Origin of the sequence: Alteromonas sp. OM2203 (genome assembly GCF_048517045.1) — a bacterium.
Classification (GTDB): domain Bacteria; phylum Pseudomonadota; class Gammaproteobacteria; order Enterobacterales; family Alteromonadaceae; genus Alteromonas; species Alteromonas gracilis.
This window is the reverse complement of the sequence record NZ_CP183209.1, coordinates 902,313-924,463: the sequence shown is the minus strand read 5'-3', so window position 1 is coordinate 924,463 and position 22,151 is coordinate 902,313. Positions and strand designations below refer to the sequence as shown.

Genomic DNA, 22,151 nt, shown 5'->3' with positions numbered 1-22,151 from the left:
ACCATTTTTATGAACGTGAAATGAGACATTATGGATAACGACGTTTTATATTATCCCAAAGAATTAAGCTGGCTTGCATTCAATGAACGAGTACTTCAGGAAGCAGCGGATAAAAATAACCCTGCAATAGAGCGAATTCGCTTTCTAGGCATTTACTCAAACAACCTTGATGAATTCTACCGCGTTCGCGCCGCCGACGTTAAGCGACAAATCACCATCGCACAAAATGATGGAAACGAGGAAGAAGCAGAGCGACTCATCGGCTTAATGGCGCAAATTCAGAAGAAAGTAGTACACCTTTCTGAAAAATTTGACCAAATACATAAAGAAGTTGTTAAAGCGCTTGCTCGCTACAACATCCATATTCTCAGAAAAGATGACCTTGATGACTATCAGAAACAGTGGGTTCGCAATTTTTTCGTAAACAAAGCGCTTCGCCACATAGCCCCTATTCTAATTGATAAAAAAACCGACTTGCTCAGCCGACTCAACGGCACATCGGTATACCTTTACGTTGCTCTTAGAAGGAAGGACCGCAACCCAAGGTTTGCTGTGATTCAGGTGCCAACAACTGAAATGTCGCGTTTCATGTTAATACCGCCACAAAAGAGCAAAAAGAAGAAGAGCATCATTATGCTCGATGACATGATTCAGCTCTGTATCGAAGACATATTTCGCGGTTTTGTTAAGTTTGATGAAATCGAAGCCTTCTCGTTCAAAATGACACGTGACGCTGAATACTCGATTAACGAAGAGATTGACGAAAGCTTTGTTGAGAAGATGTCTGAAAGTATGAAGCAGCGTTTAATTGCTGAACCTGTGCGGGTAATTTACGATACCGACATGCCAGAGGATATGCAGTCTGACCTGCGCAAACGCTTAAAAATCACCAAGCTTGATACCATGCATGCTGCTGGGCACTACCGCAACTTTAAAGACTTTATTGGTTTTCCAAATGTGGGTCGAGAGTATCTAGAGCATGCAACACTTCCTGCGATAGACAGTAAAGCCTTTTCGAAATACAACACGGTATTTGATGCCATTACAGCACGGGATATTTTGCTTTATTACCCGTATCATCGCTTTTTGCACTTCACCGAGTTTTTACGTCAGGCAGCTTTCGACCCGAACGTCAAAACCATACGTATCAATATCTATCGTGTTGCGAGTAATTCGCGCATTGTAAACTCGTTGATTGACGCGGTGGACAACGGTAAGAAAGTAACGGTTGTAGTAGAACTTCGCGCGCGCTTTGATGAAGAGGCCAACATTGAATGGTCTAAGCGTATGACGGATGCGGGTATACGCGTAGTGCTCGGTGTACCTACCCTTAAAATTCACTCTAAACTATGTATTGTGACCCGTGAAGAACGGGGGAACTTGGTGAATTATGCGCATTTTGGTACAGGTAATTTTAACGAGAAAACCGCAAAAATTTATACCGATTACAGCTTATTTACCCGCAATCAAGAATTAGCAGATGAAGGCGTCGCGGTATTTGATCTCATTCAATACCCTTACAGACGCTATAAATTTCAGCACCTTCAAATATCGCCACTAAATGCCAGAACTAAAATTCAGTCTCTGATTCGTCAAGAAATTCAGCATTTAAATCAGGGACAGAAAGCTCAGATCACGTTCAAAATTAACAACCTTGTTGATAAAGAACTTATCGATGATTTGTACCGCGCAAGCCAGGCTGGCGTTAAAATTCGCGGTATTGTTCGCGGTATGTGCTCACTGAATCCTGGGATAAAAGGAATAAGTGAAAACATCGAAATTATCTCTATTGTTGATAGGTTCCTTGAACACCCCCGCGTGATGATATTTGAAGGCGGCGGCGAAAGAAAAGTGTACATTTCATCGGCCGATTGGATGACTCGGAATATGGATAACCGTATCGAAGTAGGTTGCCCTGTTTACGATAAAGGGCTTCAACAGCGCATTGTTGATATAATGGAGCTTCAATTTAAAGATACCCTTAAAGCACGAGTGATTGACAAGGATCAGAGCAACAAGTACGTTCGCAGGGGTAACCGTAAAAAACTTCGCTCTCAGATAGACATTTATGACTATTTGAAGAAGCTAGAAGACACTTTGTAGGATAGAAAATTAGTACATGACCCAGCACGAATCAGTTTTTAATGACGTGGAAACCCGCGAAGTCAATAAAGTCGCAGCACTAGACATTGGCTCAAATAGTTTTCACTTAGTAGTAGCACGCATTGTTGCTGGGTCTGTGCAGATTCTGCATAGAGTTAAACAAAAGGTTCGCTTGGCCGAAGGTCTTAACGACGACGATATATTGTCTGATGAAGCGATGGAGCGTGGGCTTGCTATGCTAAAAGTGGTAGCAGAGAGCCTGAAAGGTTTTGAACCTGACTCAGTGCGGATTGTGGCGACCCATACGTTGCGAAGGGCGAGAAACGCTCGCGATTTTATTAATGCAGCAAAAGACATTCTTCCCTACCCTATTGAAGTTATCTCGGGGGTAGAAGAGGCGCGACTTATATACTCAGGTGTGGCCCATACCAATCATGCAGACGGTCAGCAGTTAGTAATAGACATCGGTGGTGGTTCTACCGAGTTCGTCATTGGTGAAGGCTTCACCCCCTTACTCTGCCGTAGTCTTCAAATGGGCTGCGTTAGCTACACCAAGCGCTTCTTTTCAGATGGTGAGCTAAAGGCAAAAGCCTTTGATCGCGCCATTACCGCGGCACAACAAGAACTTGAGTTAATCGACAACAAATATCGCAGATTAGGTTGGGTTCAGTGTATCGGTACATCAGGTACCATTCGTTCACTATTTACTCTTTGTCAGCAAGACAGGCCGAATGGCCACGATATACCTGTGACGCTCAAGAGCTTGCGCAACTTGATGAAGCAGTTCATTAGTGCAGGACATATAGACAAGCTTAGCTATCCTGATTTAAGTGAAGATCGCCGCGTAGTTATCGCTGGCGGCCTCGCTATTCTTATCGCCGTATTTAAAGCGCTGGAAATTGAAGGCTTAGTCTATTCTCCAGCAGCCTTACGTGAGGGTGTTCTTTATCAAATGGAAGATGAGTTGCACCACGCAGATATTCGCGGCAGAACCGCCAGTAGTTTGGCCACCCGCTATGACGTAGATACCTCACAAGCCACCATGGTTTTGAACACAACACTTACGCTGTTTCGCGAGGTTGAAAAAGTGTGGAAGCTTAAAGGCCGTGATTTTAAAAGCATGCTCGGATGGGCAGCTTTACTTCATGAAGTCGGCATGCAAATTAACTCTCGTGGCATTCAAAAACACAGTGCTTATATACTTGGCAACACGGATATGCCTGGGTTTACACAAGAACAACAGTTATTACTAGCCACATTGGTCAGGTTTCACAGAAAGAAAATTCGCATTAACGAACTGCCTTCGTTCAACTTATTTGACGATCTTGCGGTAAAACGCTTAATCGCTTTATTGCGCTTGGGCGTGTTGTTGAATATCAAACGCCAGGAAGGCTTTGTTCCAGAACTTTTAGTGAATGTGGAAAAGAGCGAACTCACCATCACCTTCCCTGAGGGGTGGCTCGACGAAAAACCGATTATCTCTGCTGATCTATTGCGAGAAAGCCATTACTGGAAAGCCCTTGATTTGAAACTCTCTATTGTTCCTAACATTGAGCAATTACATCCCACCGTGGAATAGACAAACAGCGCCTTTCACGCCCCTGCCAAAACTCCGTTATGCACATTTTATAGGCAAATATGAGTATTATTTGTCTATAAAAATCGTATACTACGCATTAGCTTTACCTTATTAAAAAAAGTCAAATCGCATTCTTATAATAGGTTCTCAATAATCGTCATGTTTCGTAGTATCTGGATTTATCTGTTGTTAATTGTAAATTCATCTGCCTATGCAACGCCTAACCATATCTACTTTCTTAGCGAAATTACGCCACCCTATTATTGGATTGACGAAAATGGTAAGGCGCAGGGCGTTAACGTAGACCTTGCGAATGCGCTTAAACCTCTGCTCCCATTTACTAGTTCTCTTGAGCACATGCCATGGGCTCGAGCTTATCAGGAGACTCACGAAAAACCAGATTTTGTGCTCTTATCATTATTAAAAACACCAAAGCGAGAAGATCAGTTTGAGTGGCTAGGCGCAGTTAATCATATGCAGGCTGCACTCATTCGGCTAAAGCGAAAAGATAATGCACATATCACATCATTGGACGATGCTAAAAACTTTCGGATAGGATCGATTAGGGGCTATGGCTCAGCATCATTTTTGCAGCAGCAAGGTTTTGAAGAAAATAGAAACTTAGCGTTGGTCACGAAACCTGCAATATTGTGGAAGCTTCTGTACATGGAACGCATCGACTTTGCTCTTGCAAATTTCGAGACAGGTAAATACGAAATAAATGACGCTGGGTTTAACCCAAACGACGTAACGAGCGAATATGTCATCAAAGCATTAGGTGCCGATCTTTTTGTTGCCACTGGTCTAAAGACTGAGCAAGACAAAGTGATTTCGATTAAAAATGCGCTCTCAATTTTAAAAGCAAATGGCGAATACGCTCGGATATTAAAAAAATGGGGCCTTGAACCGATTGAATCGACGCAATAGCCCCACCTTTTCTTAACCCCAGCAAACTAACTATTTAGCTTCAACTTGCGTGTTTTGTGACGGTACGATGTCGTACTTTTTAAACCAAGCCAGAATGTTTTCAACCTTACCAATCATTCTTGAAGGTTTTGATGCGATACCGTGAGGCGAACCTGGTACTTTTACCAGTACACTATCCACTTTTTGAAGCTTTAAAGCCTGATAAAACTGCTCAGTCTCAGACATGGGCGTGCGTTTATCCTCCACACCGGTAATCAACATGGTTGGTGTCGTTACGTTTCCTACTAGCGACAAAGGTGAGCGCTTCCAGTAATGCTCTACGTTATCCCAAGGCTTGCCAGGAAATTGAAAAGGGATTTGATAAAGACCTGAATCGGCAGTCAGTACTTTCGATAGCCAGTTAATAACAGGTTTAGCAACCACAGCGGCTTTGAATCGATTGGTGAGGCCAATGGCATAGGCTGATGCAATCCCTCCAGCTGAACCACCCGTTATAAACAGGCGCTCTGGGTCAGCTATTCCCTTTTCTATTAACGCGTCGACGCCGGACATATGATCTGAGAAGTCATATTCCGAGCTGTACTTCCCTTGAAGTAATAGTGCAAAGCGTTCACCATAACCTGTACTGCCGCGATGGTTGTCGTAAAACACCACATAGCCCTCTGCTGCCATGCGCTGCAGCTCAGCAGTAAACACAGGGCCATAGGCGAGATTTGGCCCGCCGTGAATTTCCAAAATAAGTGGGTAGGTTTTCGTGCTGTCATAGTTTGGCGGCAGAATGTACCAACCTTGAATTTCTTCACCATCAATAGAAGACTGATAGACAATTTCTTTAACTTCACCCAACTGCTTGTGACCCAGCACGTCTTCATTAAGTGCTGTAAGCTGTCGCTCGCTTCGAGTAGTAACAAATAGATCCGCAGGACGATCGGTTCGTCCTTTGGTGTATGCCACTACATCACCTACCGCATGATAGGTACCAAACACGTAAGGACGACCGAGTGTAGTGCCACCTAAACCGCTAGCCACTGTTTTCACTTTGCCTGACAAAGACACCACATCAATTTGCGCTAAGCCGCGTACCGATTGCTGAAAATAGATATGCTTATTATTTTTCCAATGAAAGTTAGATACCGAGTTATCAATGTCTTTTGTTAAGTTTTGAGCATCTGTACCATCGCTCTTCATCACATACAAATAGCTATTTTTGTACATCACTTTTTCGTCATCGCGACGCGCGTAAGCAATATGCTTTCCGTCAGGCGATACTACGGGCGATGATTCGAGCCCTTTCTCGCTAGTTAGCTGCGCGATATTACCCATCATATCCACAGAGAAGATATCCCCCTCAACAGGTTCATATTCCCAATTGTCACTGCGGTTGGCAGAGAAATAAATTTTGTTGCCACTAGGAGAGAAGCTTAAACGCCCGTTGTGATGATAGTTACCTGAAGTGAGCTGTCGTGCGGTGCCTCCCTCGGCAGGAACAACAAAAATATGGGTATAAGCAGGCTCAAGAACACCGCGTCCATCGGCTTGATAACGGGCTTTAGTAATATATTGAAAGCTAGGAGACCACTTTGCACCGTCAGGCTTTTTGGGCATTTTGACGTCTAGCGGCTTTTCCTTGGCATCTACGCTCATGGTAAAGGCAATATGCTTACCGTCTGGCGACCATGTGATGTTGCTAGGACTTGAAGTGACATTAGTGACGAGTGCCGTTTGCCCTGTGTCCATCCAGCGTACGTATAGCTGAGGTTTACCTTCTTCATTAGAAAGGTAAGCCAAACGACTACCGTCTGGTGACCAGCGAATAGAATAGTAACTCTTTTTAGATGACAGTAGAGGGCGATGAGATTTGCCATCCACAGACGCTAGCCAGACGTTCGCGCGACTGCTGTCAGACATGATGTCGTTCGAGCGACGTACATAGGCGATATATTTACCGTTTGGCGATACTTGAACTTCGCTCACGTATTCTAAATTGAAAATATCTTCCGATTTAAAATAGCGTTCAGAGTCGGTAGTAAGAGATTCTCTCTCATTGCTTGCAAGCGCTGTGGATGGCATAGCTAGCGTGCCTACGCTAAATAGTGCAGCCCATATAGCAAACCGCTTTTTGACTGACGGGTACCTGTGATTTCTCGTAAAAGACATATCTCACCTTAATCTATTTGTTCTTATCCGTTCTTTTTATGGGGTGATCACGTTGTAGTGATGCATTTATCGTCTCCATATTACTGAATATATTCAGCCAATAAAGATTAAACGTTGAGCGACATCGCTAGGCGATTAAGCGCAGTACACAGGGGCGTTGGCTTTGGCCGAATGGTTAGTAGCGTGATAGCGATAAAATGATAACTTCTATACAAGGCGTAAAAGGAGTGCCCATGAATAATTCACACGGCGAGTTTGAATGTAGCGTAAGCGGTCAGTTGCTGCTCTTCTCAGCGCGCGGACCGTGGAATGACGAAACCATGAGAAATGGCGTAATTAAGATGTCTTCTGACATTTCAAAATTCGAAAAGGGCACTAAATGGGCACAAGTAAGCTGCCTTTACGGTGAAAGCCTGATGCCCCCTTCCACCTTTGATATTTTTGTAAAACAAACTCGTGTAAGAAAAACCCGCGGCCTGTCGTTTCTTGCCGTGGTGATATTAGATACCGACATTATGCTCACAACTAAGCATCAGATTTCTCAGTGCTACGACGCTGCCGAGGTTCCTTATGGCTTTTACGAAACGGTAGAAGATGCTTTGGAAGCGATGACGAATAATGGCTATGATTTTGATAGTGACGAAGCTGAGCGCTTTTTTTCACGCTTTAACTTTACGCGTTAACATTTAACACCGCATGCGTTCTGCTTTTGTCACACGTTGAGTCTGAAATTCACCGGCAGCTTTTGATAAAGGCAAAAAAAAGGAGAGCTAACGCTCTCCTAGTTATTTTAAGACTGCCATCCGCCTCCGAGTGCCTGATACAAATCGACCAGTGCGGCCATTTGCTGCTGACGGGTTTCTATAAACTCGCTACGCGCTTCCAGTGCCTCTCGCTGTGCAAGCAGCACCTCTAAATATTCACCATGAGCTGACGAAAAAAGCCTATTGGCAATATCAATCGACTGTTCGAGTGAAGCAATTTGATGACGCCTTGCTTCAGCACTTTTCTCCAAATTATCGAGCTTCGACAAACTGTTTGTTACTTCAGCTACCGCCGTTAAAACGGTCAGTTCATATTCGTAAGCCGCTTCAATTTGTTCGGCGCTGGCATTTTGATAAACCGCCTCAATCGCCCTGCGGTTTATTAATGGCGCAAAAACATCACCAGATAATGAATATGCCAATGACTCAGGCACATTAAACAAGTAGCGACTATCAAACGCCGATAAACCTAACCCTGCTTTTAGCTCAAAAGATGGGTAGAAGTTGGCTTTAGCCACTTCGATATTTAACTCTGCCGCCTGGAGCATGAGTGCTGCTTGTTTTATATCCGGGCGATTGTCTAATAGCGCAGAGGGTACACCTACCTGCGGGTTGATGATTTTAGCATCAAGTAACACGTTACTATCCCTTTGAATGGGCTGTGGAGTGCGTCCTAATAACAGATTGAGCGTGTTCTCTTTCTCTAGGATTTCCTGCTCAATCAAGTAACGCTCGCTCTCGTTTTTCTTCACTTCCGCGTTAAAGCGCGCAACGGGTAGCGATGACGCCCGCCCGTATTCTTTCAACGCATTAATAGTGTGAATAACATTACGCTGTAGCGAAATGGTTGAGTCGAGGTTCTCTAGCTTGTTATCTAGTGCCAGCAGTTCATAGTAAGTACGCGCAACTTCAGATACTAACTGGGTAACGAAAAAGTTCTTACTTTCAACCGACGCCAAATATTCAAGCGAGGCCACTTTAGACGCATCTCTCAGCTTATGCCAAACGTCAATTTCCCACGACGCATTAAGGCCTAGCTTTAGGTTTGCCAGCGGGTCAGGAAATTCTTTATCCTCCTTGATATTTAACTGCTCTTCTACTGCGCCTTCCCGGGTATATTCGCCAACCTTTTCGGTTTCAGCGGCTCCCCCCGCAGAGAGTCGAGGCAAATATTCCCCTTCTCGTGCATACACTTCATTCGACGCCATATTAATGCGTTGAATTAATATAGACACCTCCTGGTTGTTCTTAACCGCCGTTTCCACCAGCGAAGAAAGCGTAGGGTCGTTAAACCACTCACTCCATTGAATATTTGCTTGTGTACTCTGGTTAATCCCTTGACCAGCCTGAGTATCCACTTGCGAAACTTTCGCGTTAAACTGCTCTGGCAAATCCAGGTTAGGGTTTCGCGTTTCAATGGTAGGAATAGCACATGCCTGTACTAACAACGCACTACTAAGCGCTAACCACAGCGGCTTATAGGTAAATCGCTTTTTATTTGTCATCGCTTAGCACCTCATCGTTATAGTGGTAAGTTTCAGTAAGAGGGACATGATCTTCGTTTTTGATTAATGACTTACCTTCTTCAAGTTTGGCGAACAAGTAGTAAAGCCCAGGAATAACCAGCACACCAAAAATAGTGCCGAACAAAGTACCGCCTAAGGCAGAAGCACCGATAGTTCTATTTCCCACTGCGCCTGCCCCCGTTGCAATAACAAGCGGAATTAGCCCTGCTACAAACGAGAACGATGTCATTAGGATTGGACGAAAGCGCTGTTTGGCCGCTTCAACTGCCGCGTCGGCAATTGACAAGCCCTGCTGATTTTTTTGCACTGCGTATTCCACTATCAATACGGCGTTTTTACCAAGTAACCCAACCAGCATAACCAAACCAAGCTGAGCATAAACGTCATTGGCCAGCCCCATACCTTTTAAAAACAGGAATGAGCCAAGAATACCAGTAGGTAGCGAAAGAATAACCGCGAAAGGTAGAAGCAGACTCTCGTACTGTGATGCCAGTACGATATATACAAACAACAATACTACGGCAAAGATAACGATAGCTTCATTGCCTCGTTTAGCTTCGTCAAATGACAGGCCTTCCCAACCTATGTCATATCCTTTTGGCAAGGTGGCAGCCGCTACTTCCTCAACTGCTTTTATCGCTTGCGCCGAGGTATACCCTGCTGCAGGCTCTGCACGAATTGCTGCCGAGGTATAAAGGTTGTAGCGTGTAATTTCATTAGGGCCTTGGGTTTTGATCAGCTTCATAAAAGCAGAGTAAGGCACCATTTCACCCTCTTCGTTTTTCACGTAGTAATCCAATAAATCGCTGGGATAACGACGATATTCCGGTGCACTTTGTGTGTACACTTTGAAGAAGTTATTAAAACGCGTGAAACCTTGCTCGTAAGTACTACCAATAAGAATATTCAAATTCTCCATGGCGGCGCCAATAGATACCCCTTTCTGCATTGCAGCTTGGTTATCTATCTCAATTTTGTATTGAGGATAATCGGCAGCATAAAAAGTAAACAAACCTTTTAGCTCATCGCGTTTGCCTAGTTCTTCCATGAAGGCTTTGTTGATTTGGTCGAACTCTTGATAGTCGGTTGTGTTGGTTTTATCGAGTAAACGGAATGATAACCCCGACGACGCGCCATAACCCGGCACAACAGGTGGTTCGAAGTATTCAATTACTGCACCTAAGTGGTGTGTTTTGGCTTCTAGTTCTTCAATAATTTCACGTACCGACTGTTCGCGATTAGCCCAATCTTCAAGGTTAATCAAGCAGGTACCTGCATTTGAGCCTCGTCCTTCCGTGAGGATTTCGTAGCCAGCAAGCGAGGACACCGAGGAGACGCCTTCAACGTCCAGCGCCAAGCTTTGCAGCTCTCGCGCTACTGTATTCGTCGCTTCAAGGGTACTGCCTGGCGGTGTTTGAATAATGGCATAGATTTGCCCTTGGTCTTCACCGGGAATAAAGCCTGTAGGTAATGCCTGATTAACGCCAAAGGTACTTACCACAAAGCCCGCAAGCAGCACTATAGTAACACTGCGGCGCGTAACGATAGCTTTGACAATGCCTGTATAACGACCGGTTAACTTGTTGAAATAATAATTAAACCCGTCGATAAACTTGCTTAATGGCGTTGCCTTTCTTGTGTGTGAATGGGGGTTTTTAAGCAACATTGCACACAGCACTGGCGTTAATGAAAGCGCCACAATACACGAGATGATAATTGACGATGACATGGTAATAGAGAACTGGCGATAGAATACACCTACCGGCCCCGTCATAAAAATAAGGGGCACAAAAACCGCCGTCATCACAAGTGTAATCGCGATAATAGCTCCCCCCATTTCACCCAGTACTTGTTGGGTCGCCATATAAGGGGTTAGGCTGCTGCTTTCTTCCATTTTCGCGTGAACGGCCTCCACGATAACAATAGCGTTATCCACCACAATCCCTATCGCTAATACGAGAGCGAACAGAGTAATAAGATTTATGTTCACCCCTGTGGCCTGCATGCAGAAAAACGTCCCAACCAGTGAAACCGGCACAGCAAGAAGCGGGATAAGTGTGGAGCGCCAGTCACCCAGAAAGATGAACACCACCAAGGAAACCAAAATAAAGGCTTCAAACAAGGTATGCAGCACTTGTTCAATAGATGCATCTAGAAACTTGGAAACATCGTAGTTGATTTCGTACTTCATGCCTTCTGGAAACGTTTTTTCTAGTTCAGCCATAGTGGCTTTCACCTGAGAAATAACCTCGTTGGCACTACTTCCGTAGTTCTGCTTAAGTACTATGGCAGCGGAAGGATATCCGTCTTTGTTTGAATAGATATCGAAGAATTCACTGCTTAACTCAACATCGGCGATGTCACCTAATTTGAGCAAGCGACCGTCGGAATCGGCGCGAATAATGATATTTTTATATTCTTCAGGCTCGTCGTAACGTCCTTCGTAAATAAGCACGTATTCTTTGGACTGAGCAGTAATGCCTGAACTTCTGCCAAGTCGTCCAGGGCGTCCAATCAAGCTTTGCTCGTCTATCGATTCCATGATCTCATCTACAGAAACATTGTAAGCACGCATGCGATCGGGCTTCAGCCAAATTCGCATGGCGTACTGGCGGCTTCCCAATATTTTTGCACTGGCAATACCGTTTACCCGCTGTATCTCTGGGATAAGGTTGATATTGGAATAGTTGTACAGAAACTTTTCATCAGCCGTTTCGTCCGTGCTATAAACGTTTATGTACATCAACATGCTAGGCTGAACCCGCTCTAGTACCACCCCTTCTAACTGCACGAGCTGGGGCAGCCGGTTCATGATCTGGTCAAGCCGCGTTTTCACATTAATTAACGCCTGATTCGGATCCACATCTAAATCGAAGATAACTTGAATAGTGGCTTCACCCGCACTGGTCGCATCAGACACGATGTACTTCATGCCCGGCACACCGTTGATTGAACGCTCAATGGTAACCAGCGATGACTTCACCAATACATCAGCGCTCGAACCGGGATATGCCAGAGAAATAAGCACTCGCGGCGGAGCAATATCTGGAAACTGTGACGTGGGCAGGCTAAACACCGACAACACGCCCAAAAATATAATCATCAGCGATAGCATGATGGCCATCACTGGACGTTTAATAAAAACTCCAAACATAGCTCCCCCTTATTCTGCGTGCAGTGACAGTTCAGCTAATGTGTCGCTGGCTGAAATAAGTTCCGGCTCTATCTCATCGCCGTTCGAAACTCTTCGCAGTCCTTCAATCAAAATAGTGTCGTCCGGCGCTAGTCCGTCTGAAACCAGATAGATGTTAGGGAGTTCTGCAGCGATGTTAATGTGGCGGGTTGCTAACTTGTTCTCGCTATCCAGCACATACACAAAGCTTTGATCGAGAATTTCGAATGTGGCTTTCTGAGGAATAACTAAAGCATCCGGATAGGCAATATCCACCATGACATTACCGGTCTGCCCATGTCTTAGCAGTTGGTCAGGATTAGGGAAAGACGCACGCATTTCGATGGTACCAGTGTGATTATCAAAATCGGCTTCAATAGCATCTATCACGCCTTGATGCGCGTAAATACTGCCATCGGCAAGCTTTAATCGCACTGAAGTTTGCTCATTTGATGCGCTGTTCTGCGCGTACTTTAAATACTCTGATTCAGGCACATTGAAATACACCCACATTGTGCTGATATCAGACAATGTGGTGAGCAGTTCACCCTCATCAAGCAGACTTCCCGTTCGAGCTTCCAGTCGGTCCATTTTGCCAGTGAACGGTGCTTTAACGTCAGTAAACGCTAGATGAGTCTTTGCCAGTTCAACTTCAGCCTGAGCTTTTTGAAGCTGTGCTTCAATAACGGCGAGTTCGTTAGGAGAAACAATGTTTTGTTCAACAAGCGACTTTGTATTTTTGTACTCCATCTCGACCGCTTTAGCCTCGGCTTCAGCGCGGTGTAGTTCAGCTTCATATACGTTCGGCATTATTTTGAACATGGGCTGACCACGTTCTACCGTTTGTCCCTCATCAACAAAGGTCGATTGAAGATAGCCTTTTTCCATAGCTCTAACTTCAATATGTTGAATGGCACGTATCTGACTGACGTACTCTTTTACCAGCGTTGTGTCTTGTACGATAGGATGAGTAACGTTGAATTGAAGTTTTTCGTGATGTGCAACATGTTCTTCATGTCCACAACCACCTAAAAGTGCGGAAACAATGCTTACTGCAAGAAGTGCTTTTTTGCTCATAATGTAAATTCGTAATAAAAAGGCTAATCGTGACATGCCTTATAAAAAGACAGCATGCCACTAGCGCGCTTTCAGCAAATAGGTTCACCGCTGATAATTAAGCACGCAAAAACATCCAGCAAAGCGCTGGCGCGTTGTTAGGAATATCGAATTAACGTGTTTTTTAGGTAGCCAATAACCGCTAAACCTAAAAAACTAAGCAATAGGCGGCGCTCGGGTTAACGGCGTTGCGTAGTTAAGGGATGTTTTGAAAAGCCCACGCGGACGTGGTTTTGCGGTATCCGTGAAGGAGTCCGTAAGGTAATCCAGCACAACATTTTGTGGCGGGACGGGCTCTTCCGGCGCACTTTCCTCAGTATCAAATTCAAATGAATATTCTGAGATAGAAGCATCAAAATGATGCTTAAACGTGATCGGCTTGTAATCCTGTTTAAGTCCAGATAAGCAAGTAAACAACAACGCAATTAATGCGTATATGGTGTACTGCTTCATGTACTGATGATTATTCACCGATGATTATTCCAGAAATTCAATTATATAAGGAAAATTGCGGCGTTATGCTACACAGGCGATTACGCTTTTACAAGAAACATTCTTGCTAGTAAACGCAGGCAATAAGCGATTGCACGTATTTGTTAAAAACAAACTTAGAGCTCCAGAGCGTGGCAGTGTACGTCATATCGTTTTACAGCAAGCAATAACGCATTTTAACAGCATGTATTATTAAGAGACCTTTTGAAAATCACAGAAAAAGAGATGTGGTTATGGTCCAACTTATCTACCGATACGTCTGCCCCAATCGCACTGCACAATGCACTTACTATTGAAAGCCCTAGACCAAAGTTGTCTTCCGATGTACGTGATGCATCCTTTTGCCACAAGGGTTCGAACATATGTCTTAGATCACTTTCATCCATTTCAGTATGCGTTATATTTGTCACTTCTATTTGGCCCCGTCCTGATTGCGTTTTGCCTATATACACGCTTATCGGCTCACAATGCTTTCCATGCTCAATAGCATTGTCTAACAAGTTGCTAAATATAGACTCCACCGCAATTCGGTTAGAGTGAATAACCACGTCGCTCCTTTCTTTCGCAACCACATTAATATTATCTACCGCTTTGCTTGCAACAACTTGAGCAACGAGCTCTTCAATATTAATAAGGTCGTTTAATTGAGTCTGCTTGACACTGTGCTTTTGAATTAACATCAAACCTGAAATGATGTTTTTCATTCGCACACCAATGCGAAGAACCTGCGGTTTAAAATCTTTTTCGAGTCGCTCCTCTCCCGGAAACTTCATCGCAACTTCCGCCAGGTTGATAAGTTCAGAAACCGGCGTTTTAAGTTCGTGAGCAATGTCAGAGGTAAGTCTTTTCTCTCTAAGGTATAGGGCGTAGTTATCGTTTATAAAATGGTTCAAGCTGCTGACGATTGGCTCTAGTTCTGAAACGTTTGTAGAGAATGCTTCGTGCTTATCTGTGGCAGTAAACCTTAGAGTTCTTATATTGTTGTTTAATGCATCAAGTGGTGCCAACGCGTAAGACACCGTGTTGCGCACGACGAATCTTACCATTAACGGAATTACAATAAGCGCCACTAAAAATGCGATATCGATAAACCAAAGAGTAAAATTCAACAGTTCAGTGGAGGTTGCGTATGCGATAACCATGGCGTCGCGCTGCTCTTCGCCTCGTACATTATAGAATGCTTCGCGGCCTTCAGAGTCAATTTGAGGCACGTATTTGGTGTGAATAATACGCCCGGAACGACCATCTGGCAGCGTAATGTCGTTAATCACCGCCTCGTTTAAACTTAAGTTTTCAAACGGCAGCTCGTCAACAGTGTACAGTGCAAGGGATTCCGACTTTTCGAAAACCTGCCCTTTGTACCACAATTGAAAGTATTCTGGAGAAGAAGCACCCTCGAACTCTGGGAAATACTCGCCAGCGAACTCAAACTCAACGCCGTCTAAATTCTCATTAACTAAGCTCTGAAGCATGCCAACTTTGGCTTTTAAACCTTGATTAAACTCTCTTTGAACCCAGGTATCTACTCCGATATCTGCGGCGAGTAAAACGACAATTACTAGCAACGAAATAGTGATTGAAAGGCGTCGTGTTAAGGTTTTACGTATTGACTTCATCGCCGTCCAACACGACGTAGCCAAAGCCCCGCTTGCTTTTAATGGGGAGTGTAGCGCCACACGCCCTTACTTTTTTTCGCGCTGAAGAGAGATGCGCTTCAATTGCATTTTTTGAGATATGATCATAACTACCGGAAATAAATTCACTTAACTTTTCTGATGTGACGACCTTGCCTTTGTTGAGGAACATGCACTCTATTATTCGGTATTCATTCGGCGTTAAACCAATAATTTGGTCCCCTAATAAAAAAGACTTGGCCTGAATATCCAATATCAACCCATTAATGGTAATTTGATCGTTGATACAGTTTGTCACGCCCCGTCTCATCAAACTGAGAAGTCGCGCTGACAACTCTTCAAATGAAAAAGGCTTAGAGAGGTAATCATCGGCGCCTGCTAGTAAACCTTCTACTCTTTCTGCTGGTTCGGCTCGCGCAGACAAAATAAGTACTTTAGTCTCCATTCGTCTCTTTCTTAGCGCTTTTAAAATAGCCATTCCATCAAGCTCTGGCAGCATGCGGTCTAATACAATAATGTCGTAGCTACCAAGAAGCGCCATACTCAAACCATCGGGCCCTGTGGCAGCTAAATCAACTGAATGGCCAAGTTTTTCTAGACCTAAGCTCAGGCTATTTCTCAAAGACAATGAATCTTCTACAAGGAGTATTCTCATGTTTCATTGGTCGATTTTTATTCCTCGCTAAGGTTATGATCTCAATCTTAAGATAAACTGAAGGCGAGAATAATATTGAATTAATTAACGATAGAAAGTGACGGCTTAGGAAGCTTTTTGTGCAACTGCACGCCGTTTCTCTATGTATAACAAATAGTTGCAATGGGAAACCATCTGGAATTGTTGGTTCTAGATAAAAATTCCCATTAACGCTAATCCCAAAGTTTTGCTTAAGCTTTATTTAAGTTTTGAAAGTTACCTTGTGCTGCAAGTAGTACACAAGAGAACTGACTTTGAAATTTCCACGTTCGTTAAATTTAAATCCTTCATTAGCCAATTTTGTTTTTATAGCATCAGTCTCAATAACGCTGGTATTCAACTTCCCTTTTATTTCAAATGTCTATCATGCTGTGCTACCAACCACAGTAAGCCAGTGGATATTTCTTCTGTCCGTTCCATTGTTGCTTACCTTTTTCAATATCATCGCCCTTAGCCTATTAGGCGCCATTCTCTTGCCAAGATTGACAGTGGCAGTGACGCTGTTAGTCAGTTCACTTCTTTTATACGGTACGGTCGCTTACGGCGTGATATTTGATAAGAGTATGATTCAAAATGTGATGGAGACCAATTCTGGTGAAGCATTTGCCTATCTAAACTCAACGCTTTTACTCTTTTTCTTCTTGTTAGGATTGGTGCCCGTTGTTGCCGTCTTTAATCAGGAAATTAATGGAAAATTAGTTGCTAGAGTTAAGCACTTACTTAAGCTCAACGTATTAGCAGTGGTAGGAATAATCATTATTGCTGCCGGCCTTTATAAAGACTATGCTGCGGTGGGTAGAAATAACAAAGATTTAGCCAAATATATTATCCCGTATGCATTTTACGATTCTGGCTACAAATATCTCAGAGACACCTACCTTTATCCGCCACTTCCTTACAAGGTACTGGACAAGACACCTTCTATAATAAATAGAAATAACGCTTTGCCTTCTACGACTGTACTGGTTGTTGGAGAAACAGCAAGGGCAGACAAGTTTGCCAATAATGGCTATAGCAGAAACACCACGCCCTTTATGAACGACATAGGCGCGGTAAGTTTCAACGACGTGACCTCATGCGGGACCGCTACTGCGGTGTCAGTACCCTGTATGTTTTCTCGACTTTCAAGGCAAAGCTATGATGTTCGCATTGCGGAAAGTCAGGATAATGTGCTTGATATCATACACCGAGCTGGCGCTGACGTGACATGGATAGACAATAATAGTAGCTGCAAGGGGGTGTGCAAACGAATTGAAACTATTGCATTTGACCCGTCCCGAGACCCTAGTTTATGTGACGGTGATTTTTGCTATGACGTTTTGCTAAACGCGCTTTTGAAGGACGTTTTATCAATACCTGCGGAAAGTAATAGAGTTATTGTTCTTCATATGATTGGCTCTCATGGCCCCACTTATTTTCGGAGGTATCCCACTGAATTTGCGAAGTTTTCTCCTGACTGCCCTAGAAGTGACATTCAAAATTGTGAGTCACAAGCGCTTCTCAATACCTATGACAACACTATTGCATACACTGACTTTGTACTTGGTGAGATTGTTAGAACATTAAGAAATGTGCCAAACGCTTCTATGCTATATCTATCCGATCACGGTGAATCCTTAGGTGAAAAAGGACTCTATCTGCATGGATTTCCTTATCAAATTGCACCGCAAGAACAAACTCATATTCCTATGCTTTTTTGGGCGTCGAAATTCGAAGATTCAGACTACCGAAATTGTATTAAAAACTTAGCCAACCATCCTTACTCTCAAGACAACTTATTTGACACGTTACTTGGTTTATCAAGTGTCAAGAGTATTACATACCAACCCACTATGGATATCTTTAAACAATGCGAAGCCTAAATGAATCAAACCGTGTGGTAAGTACCACCGCGCACTTCGACCCAACCAACAAGCCAAAAGGTTTGCTTCGAGTATTTAAGGCTCTAAAGAATTCACTTCGAGCATTTAGTTGGCTTACTAAGAACGAAGCTGCATTTAAACAGGAGCTAAGCCTAACTGTTTTGGCATTCGTGGTACTTGCGTTTTGGTCAATCCCTTTACTTGAACGGGCAATTTTAATGTTTTCCATTTTTTTCATTTTATTTGCCGAAATAATCAATACGGCCATTGAAGTTACCGTCGATAGAATAGGCACAGAATTTCATGCACTATCAGGGCTGGCAAAAGACCTAGCATCGGCAGGGGTTTTTCTATCAATCGTTATTGCCTGCATGTTGTGGGCGGGCGTATTTTATAGCCACATATAGAGTTGTTACTTAAGGCACTAATCCCGTAGAGATTCGCCTTTTTTAGGAATTGCTAAGACGAGCTTATTAGGTTAAGGATAAAGGTAATGGCGAGCTATAAGGTGTAGTTACCAAGATAAAGGTGTCACCCTAAGTAAACGGAACTCATAACTAAAAGAGCGCCATTAGGCGCTCTTTACAATCAATTTAAAAAGAGAGAATTAAACTTTAGACACTTGGTAGATACCTTCAATTGCAGTATCTAGCGTTGCTTCAAACTCTTCTTGAGACTGCTGAGCAGATACGCCTTCAGTTAATGCGCGAGAGAAACTCGCAATCATGCCTTGGTTTTCTGCCAGTTTCGCGTTTGCTTCTTCGCGGCTATAGCCACCAGATAGCGCTACCACTTTAAGTACGCGAGGATGGTCAACAAGCTCTTTGTAGAAATTAGCTTCTGTTGGCAGCGTTAGCTTAAGCATGACTTCCTGACCTTCGCTAAGAAGGTTAAGCTGAGTTAAAATCTCTAACTTAAGTAGCGCTTCGGCTTCGGCTTTCTGCGGGCTGTGAATATCCACTTCTGGCTCAATGATTGGAACAAGGCCCGCTGCTAAAATTTGCTTACCCACTTCAAATTGCTGAGCGACTACGTCTTTAATACCTTGGTGATTGGCAAGCTTAACAACACTGCGCATCTTAGTGCCAAACACGTCTTGCGCTACTGCTTTAGCGAGTAATGCATCAAGACCAGGCATGGGCTTCATTACCTGCACGCCGTTACTTTCTTCTGCCAACCCTTTATCAACCTTTAAGAAAGGAATAACACGCTTTTTCTGCCATAAAAAGTGAGCAGTAGGCATGCCTTCAATTTCTCTATCAAGGGTGTTTTCAAATAAGATTGCGCCAAGAACGCGCTCGCCGCTAAAAGGGGTGCTGGTGATAATGCGCGTACGCATTTCATGAACAAGGTTGAACATCTCTTCATCTGAGCTATATTCAGATTCTTCGATGCCGTATAAGCGTAACGCTTTCGGGGTACTACCGCCGCTTTGATCTAACGCTGCAATAAAACCGGTTTGTGTTTTCAGTTTATCCAGCATTGCCTGCTGAGCTTGTGATGCCATTGCAACACTCCTTTTGTATATTACTGCCTTGATAGACAGGTGTAGGGTTTATTGTTATACCAATTCTATTAAAGATCTGTTTGTCTCAGACGCGGCATGCCTGCACCTTTAATAAACACATCTGTAATAAAATTGGTATTTATGCCAGCGGACGTCACTGTTTCGCTGGGGTAATCGTTTCCGATTATAGGGTCACGCTCAAAAATGCTGTTACTGAGCGTGACACATAATGGGGCAACATTTGCACTAGGCCTTAGCTATCGAGAGCTTGTACGCACTGCGTTTCTACGCAGCGCTTAGGCTTATTTATTTTTTTCTTCTAGTACTGCTACCGCTGGTAGTGTTTTACCTTCCAAGAATTCTAGGAACGCGCCACCACCTGTTGAAATATAAGAAACCTTATCGGCAATTCCGTATTTATCAACTGCTGCTAGTGTATCACCACCACCTGCGATTGAGAATGCGTCGCTTGCCGCAATAGCTTCGGACAGCGCTTTCGTACCGGCACTGAACTGCTCAAATTCAAATACGCCTACAGGACCATTCCATACGATAGTTCCTGCGTTTTTAATAATGTCTTCTAACGCCTTAGATGAGTCTGGGCCGATATCAAAAATCATATCGTCGTCAGCAACGTCACTCACTACTTTTAACGTAGCTTCAGTATTCTCATCAAACGCTTTACCCACTACAACATCTGTTGGCACTGGAATATTGCCGCCATTCGCCTGCGCTTCATTCATCAGCTGCGTAGCTTGCTCAGTTAAATCCATTTCTACCAGAGACTTACCGACATTATGGCCCTGTGCCGCGATAAAGGTATTGGCGATACCACCGCCAACAATCAGCTGGTCTACTTTTTCAGCCAATGTTTTTAACACGGTCAACTTGGTAGATACTTTAGAGCCACCCACAATAGCAACCATTGGACGCTTAGGGTTGTCTAGCGCTTTGCCAAGTGCGTCTAATTCTGCAGCAAGTAATGGGCCAGCACAGGCTTTTGGTGCAAATTTAGCAACGCCATGAGTAGACGCTTGTGCGCGGTGAGCAGTACCGAACGCATCCATAACAAAGATATCGCAAAGTGCTGCGTACTGTTTTGCTAACGTTTCGTCGTCTTTCTTTTCGCCGTTATTAAAACGTACGTTTTCAAGGATAACCAGTTCGCCTTCGCTAAGCTCAACACCGTCAAGGTAATCTTTTACAAGCTTAACCGGTACGTCTAGGGCGTCATTAAGATAATCAACAACAGGTTGAAGTGAGAACTCGTCTGCAGCCTCGCCTTCAGTAGGACGGCCAAGGTGAGACATCACCATCACTGCCGCACCAGCGTCTAGGGCTGCTTTAATAGTAGGAATTGATGCTTTGATACGGGCATCTGAGGTTACTTTGCCGTCTTTCACCGGCACGTTTAAATCTTGTCTAATTAATACGCGCTGACCTTTTAAAGCCATATCGCTCATGCTTGTAATTGCCATCGTCTTTCCTATGTTAATTTTAATTCAGTAGAGCGTGTCTTAAAGATAAAATACACTCAAATTAACTGTGAAAGCTGCGCGAGCTGGTGCCACCAGCCCTGGCAGCATCAATGCGTTATTTTGCGTCGAACATCACTTTTGCTGTGTCGAGCATACGGTTTGCAAAACCCCATTCGTTGTCACACCACACCAGTGTTTTAACCAGTTGTTTGTGACTGACTCTTGTTTGTGTGCCATCTACAATACACGAGTGTGGGTCGTGATTGAAATCTACCGACACCAATGGTTCTTCGGTGTAATCCAAAATGCCCTGCAAACGCCCCGCTTTTGCATTGCGAAGGGCTTGGTTCACTTGTTCAATGGTTACCTTAGACTGAAGCGTTACGCTTAAATCCATCGCAGTGACATTGATAGTAGGCACCCGAACCGCAATGGCTTCGAACTTACCCGCAAACTTAGGCAGAATGCGCTCTATACCAGCAGCAAGGCGTGTATCAACGGGGATAATCGACTGACTTGCAGCACGGGTTCTGCGCAAATCTTCGTGATAGGCGTCGATAACCTGTTGGTCATGCATAGAGGCATGAATGGTTGTGATCGTACCACTTTCAACACCAAACGCAGCGTCTAATGCTTGGATGACAGGAACAATGCAATTTGTGGTACAAGAGCCGTTAGAGACTAATTTTTGTTCACTGGTCAACGTGTCTTCGTTAGTACCAAAAATGACCGTATTGTCTAAATCTGGTGAACCGGGTGACGAGAAAAGCACTTTGCCAGCGCCTGCATCTAAATGTGCTTGCCCCGACGCTCTGTCATCAAACTTGCCTGTACACTCAAGCACAATATCAACGCCCAAGTCTTTCCAGGGTAGGTCTTTAATATCGCTTATCGCGAGCAGTGTAATATCGTCGCCTGCGACATTCAGCGTGTTGTTTTCTAAGGCCACATCAAAACGGAACCGCCCGTGGGCGGTATCGTATTTAAGTAGATGTGCAATGCCTTCAGGTTTTGCAATGTCGTTAATGGCCACCACGTTAAACTCGTTGTTGCGCCCACTTTCATACAGCGCGCGCAACACGTTGCGACCAATACGACCAAACCCATTTATGGCAATATTTACCATAGGCTTATCTATTA

The 22,151-nt window shown here is 44.0% G+C and carries 16 protein-coding genes; 6 read left to right on the top strand and 10 right to left on the bottom strand.

Annotation, left to right across the window (positions count from 1 at the left end):
* Window positions 1-30 precede the first annotated feature (30 nt).
* The 3 genes from ppk1 to ACM0P2_RS04170 all read left to right on the top strand — a co-directional run bounded on the left by ppk1 (window position 31) and on the right by ACM0P2_RS04170 (window position 4,609).
* Window positions 31-2,103, top strand: a complete 2,073-nt coding sequence (ppk1, locus tag ACM0P2_RS04180) for a polyphosphate kinase 1 (protein WP_159118456.1) — start codon at window positions 31-33, stop codon at window positions 2,101-2,103.
* A gap of 16 nt (window positions 2,104-2,119) precedes the next feature.
* On the top strand, window positions 2,120-3,682 hold the full coding sequence (gene ppx / locus ACM0P2_RS04175; RefSeq protein WP_159118455.1) for an exopolyphosphatase: 1,563 nt from the start codon (window positions 2,120-2,122) through the stop codon (window positions 3,680-3,682).
* A 186-nt stretch (window positions 3,683-3,868) separates the two neighbouring features.
* Window positions 3,869-4,609 carry a substrate-binding periplasmic protein gene (locus tag ACM0P2_RS04170; RefSeq protein WP_419227352.1) on the top strand — a complete coding sequence of 247 codons (741 nt, stop codon included), beginning with the start codon at window positions 3,869-3,871 and terminating at the stop codon, window positions 4,607-4,609.
* Window positions 4,610-4,639: 30 nt separating this feature from the next.
* Here the strand turns inward: ACM0P2_RS04170 and ACM0P2_RS04165 are convergent, their stop codons facing one another.
* Window positions 4,640-6,766 carry an alpha/beta hydrolase family protein gene (locus ACM0P2_RS04165; RefSeq protein WP_159118453.1) on the bottom strand — a complete coding sequence of 709 codons (2,127 nt, stop codon included), beginning with the start codon at window positions 6,764-6,766 and terminating at the stop codon, window positions 4,640-4,642.
* 233 nt (window positions 6,767-6,999) lie between these two features.
* Between ACM0P2_RS04165 and ACM0P2_RS04160 the strand changes: the two genes are divergently transcribed.
* On the top strand, window positions 7,000-7,449 hold the full coding sequence (locus ACM0P2_RS04160; RefSeq protein WP_159118452.1) for a hypothetical protein: 450 nt from the start codon (window positions 7,000-7,002) through the stop codon (window positions 7,447-7,449).
* Between the two features lie 107 nt (window positions 7,450-7,556).
* On the opposite strand, the gene ACM0P2_RS04155 is transcribed toward ACM0P2_RS04160, so the two are convergent.
* From ACM0P2_RS04155 to ACM0P2_RS04130, 6 genes are all read right to left on the bottom strand, one after another.
* A complete protein-coding gene (locus ACM0P2_RS04155) occupies window positions 7,557-9,035 on the bottom strand; it encodes a TolC family protein (RefSeq protein ID WP_159118451.1) in 1,479 nt (492 codons plus the stop codon).
* A complete protein-coding gene (locus ACM0P2_RS04150; RefSeq protein ID WP_159118450.1) occupies window positions 9,025-12,210 on the bottom strand; it encodes an efflux RND transporter permease subunit in 3,186 nt (1,061 codons plus the stop codon). The genes ACM0P2_RS04155 and ACM0P2_RS04150 overlap by 11 nt, the downstream gene beginning before the upstream one ends.
* Before the next feature lie 9 nt (window positions 12,211-12,219).
* On the bottom strand, window positions 12,220-13,305 hold the full coding sequence (locus ACM0P2_RS04145) for an efflux RND transporter periplasmic adaptor subunit (protein WP_159118449.1): 1,086 nt from the start codon (window positions 13,303-13,305) through the stop codon (window positions 12,220-12,222).
* 195 nt (window positions 13,306-13,500) lie between these two features.
* Complete coding sequence (locus tag ACM0P2_RS04140; RefSeq protein WP_236547099.1) at window positions 13,501-13,815, bottom strand: hypothetical protein; 315 nt, start codon at window positions 13,813-13,815, stop codon at window positions 13,501-13,503.
* 197 nt (window positions 13,816-14,012) lie between these two features.
* A complete protein-coding gene (locus ACM0P2_RS04135; RefSeq protein ID WP_419227351.1) occupies window positions 14,013-15,452 on the bottom strand; it encodes a sensor histidine kinase in 1,440 nt (479 codons plus the stop codon).
* The gene (locus ACM0P2_RS04130; protein ID WP_159118447.1) at window positions 15,436-16,125 is read right to left on the bottom strand and encodes a response regulator transcription factor; all 690 of its coding nucleotides are present in this window, start codon (window positions 16,123-16,125) and stop codon (window positions 15,436-15,438) included. The genes ACM0P2_RS04135 and ACM0P2_RS04130 overlap by 17 nt, the downstream gene beginning before the upstream one ends.
* A gap of 293 nt (window positions 16,126-16,418) precedes the next feature.
* Between ACM0P2_RS04130 and ACM0P2_RS04125 the strand changes: the two genes are divergently transcribed.
* Window positions 16,419-18,026, top strand: a complete 1,608-nt coding sequence (locus tag ACM0P2_RS04125; protein WP_419227350.1) for a phosphoethanolamine transferase — start codon at window positions 16,419-16,421, stop codon at window positions 18,024-18,026.
* Entirely contained in the window at window positions 18,014-18,433 is a 420-nt protein-coding gene (locus tag ACM0P2_RS04120) for a diacylglycerol kinase (protein ID WP_159118445.1), read from the top strand. The genes ACM0P2_RS04125 and ACM0P2_RS04120 overlap by 13 nt, the downstream gene beginning before the upstream one ends.
* Before the next feature lie 200 nt (window positions 18,434-18,633).
* Here ACM0P2_RS04120 and ACM0P2_RS04115 read toward each other — a convergent pair whose 3' ends face one another.
* From ACM0P2_RS04115 to epd, 3 genes are all read right to left on the bottom strand, one after another.
* Window positions 18,634-19,533, bottom strand: coding sequence for a fructose bisphosphate aldolase (locus tag ACM0P2_RS04115; protein ID WP_419227349.1), 900 nt, complete (start codon window positions 19,531-19,533; stop codon window positions 18,634-18,636).
* Window positions 19,534-19,835: 302 nt separating this feature from the next.
* The gene (locus tag ACM0P2_RS04110) at window positions 19,836-21,011 is read right to left on the bottom strand and encodes a phosphoglycerate kinase (protein WP_419227348.1); all 1,176 of its coding nucleotides are present in this window, start codon (window positions 21,009-21,011) and stop codon (window positions 19,836-19,838) included.
* A 115-nt stretch (window positions 21,012-21,126) separates the two neighbouring features.
* Window positions 21,127-22,137 carry an erythrose-4-phosphate dehydrogenase gene (gene epd, locus ACM0P2_RS04105; RefSeq protein WP_014948384.1) on the bottom strand — a complete coding sequence of 337 codons (1,011 nt, stop codon included), beginning with the start codon at window positions 22,135-22,137 and terminating at the stop codon, window positions 21,127-21,129.
* Window positions 22,138-22,151 lie beyond the last annotated feature (14 nt).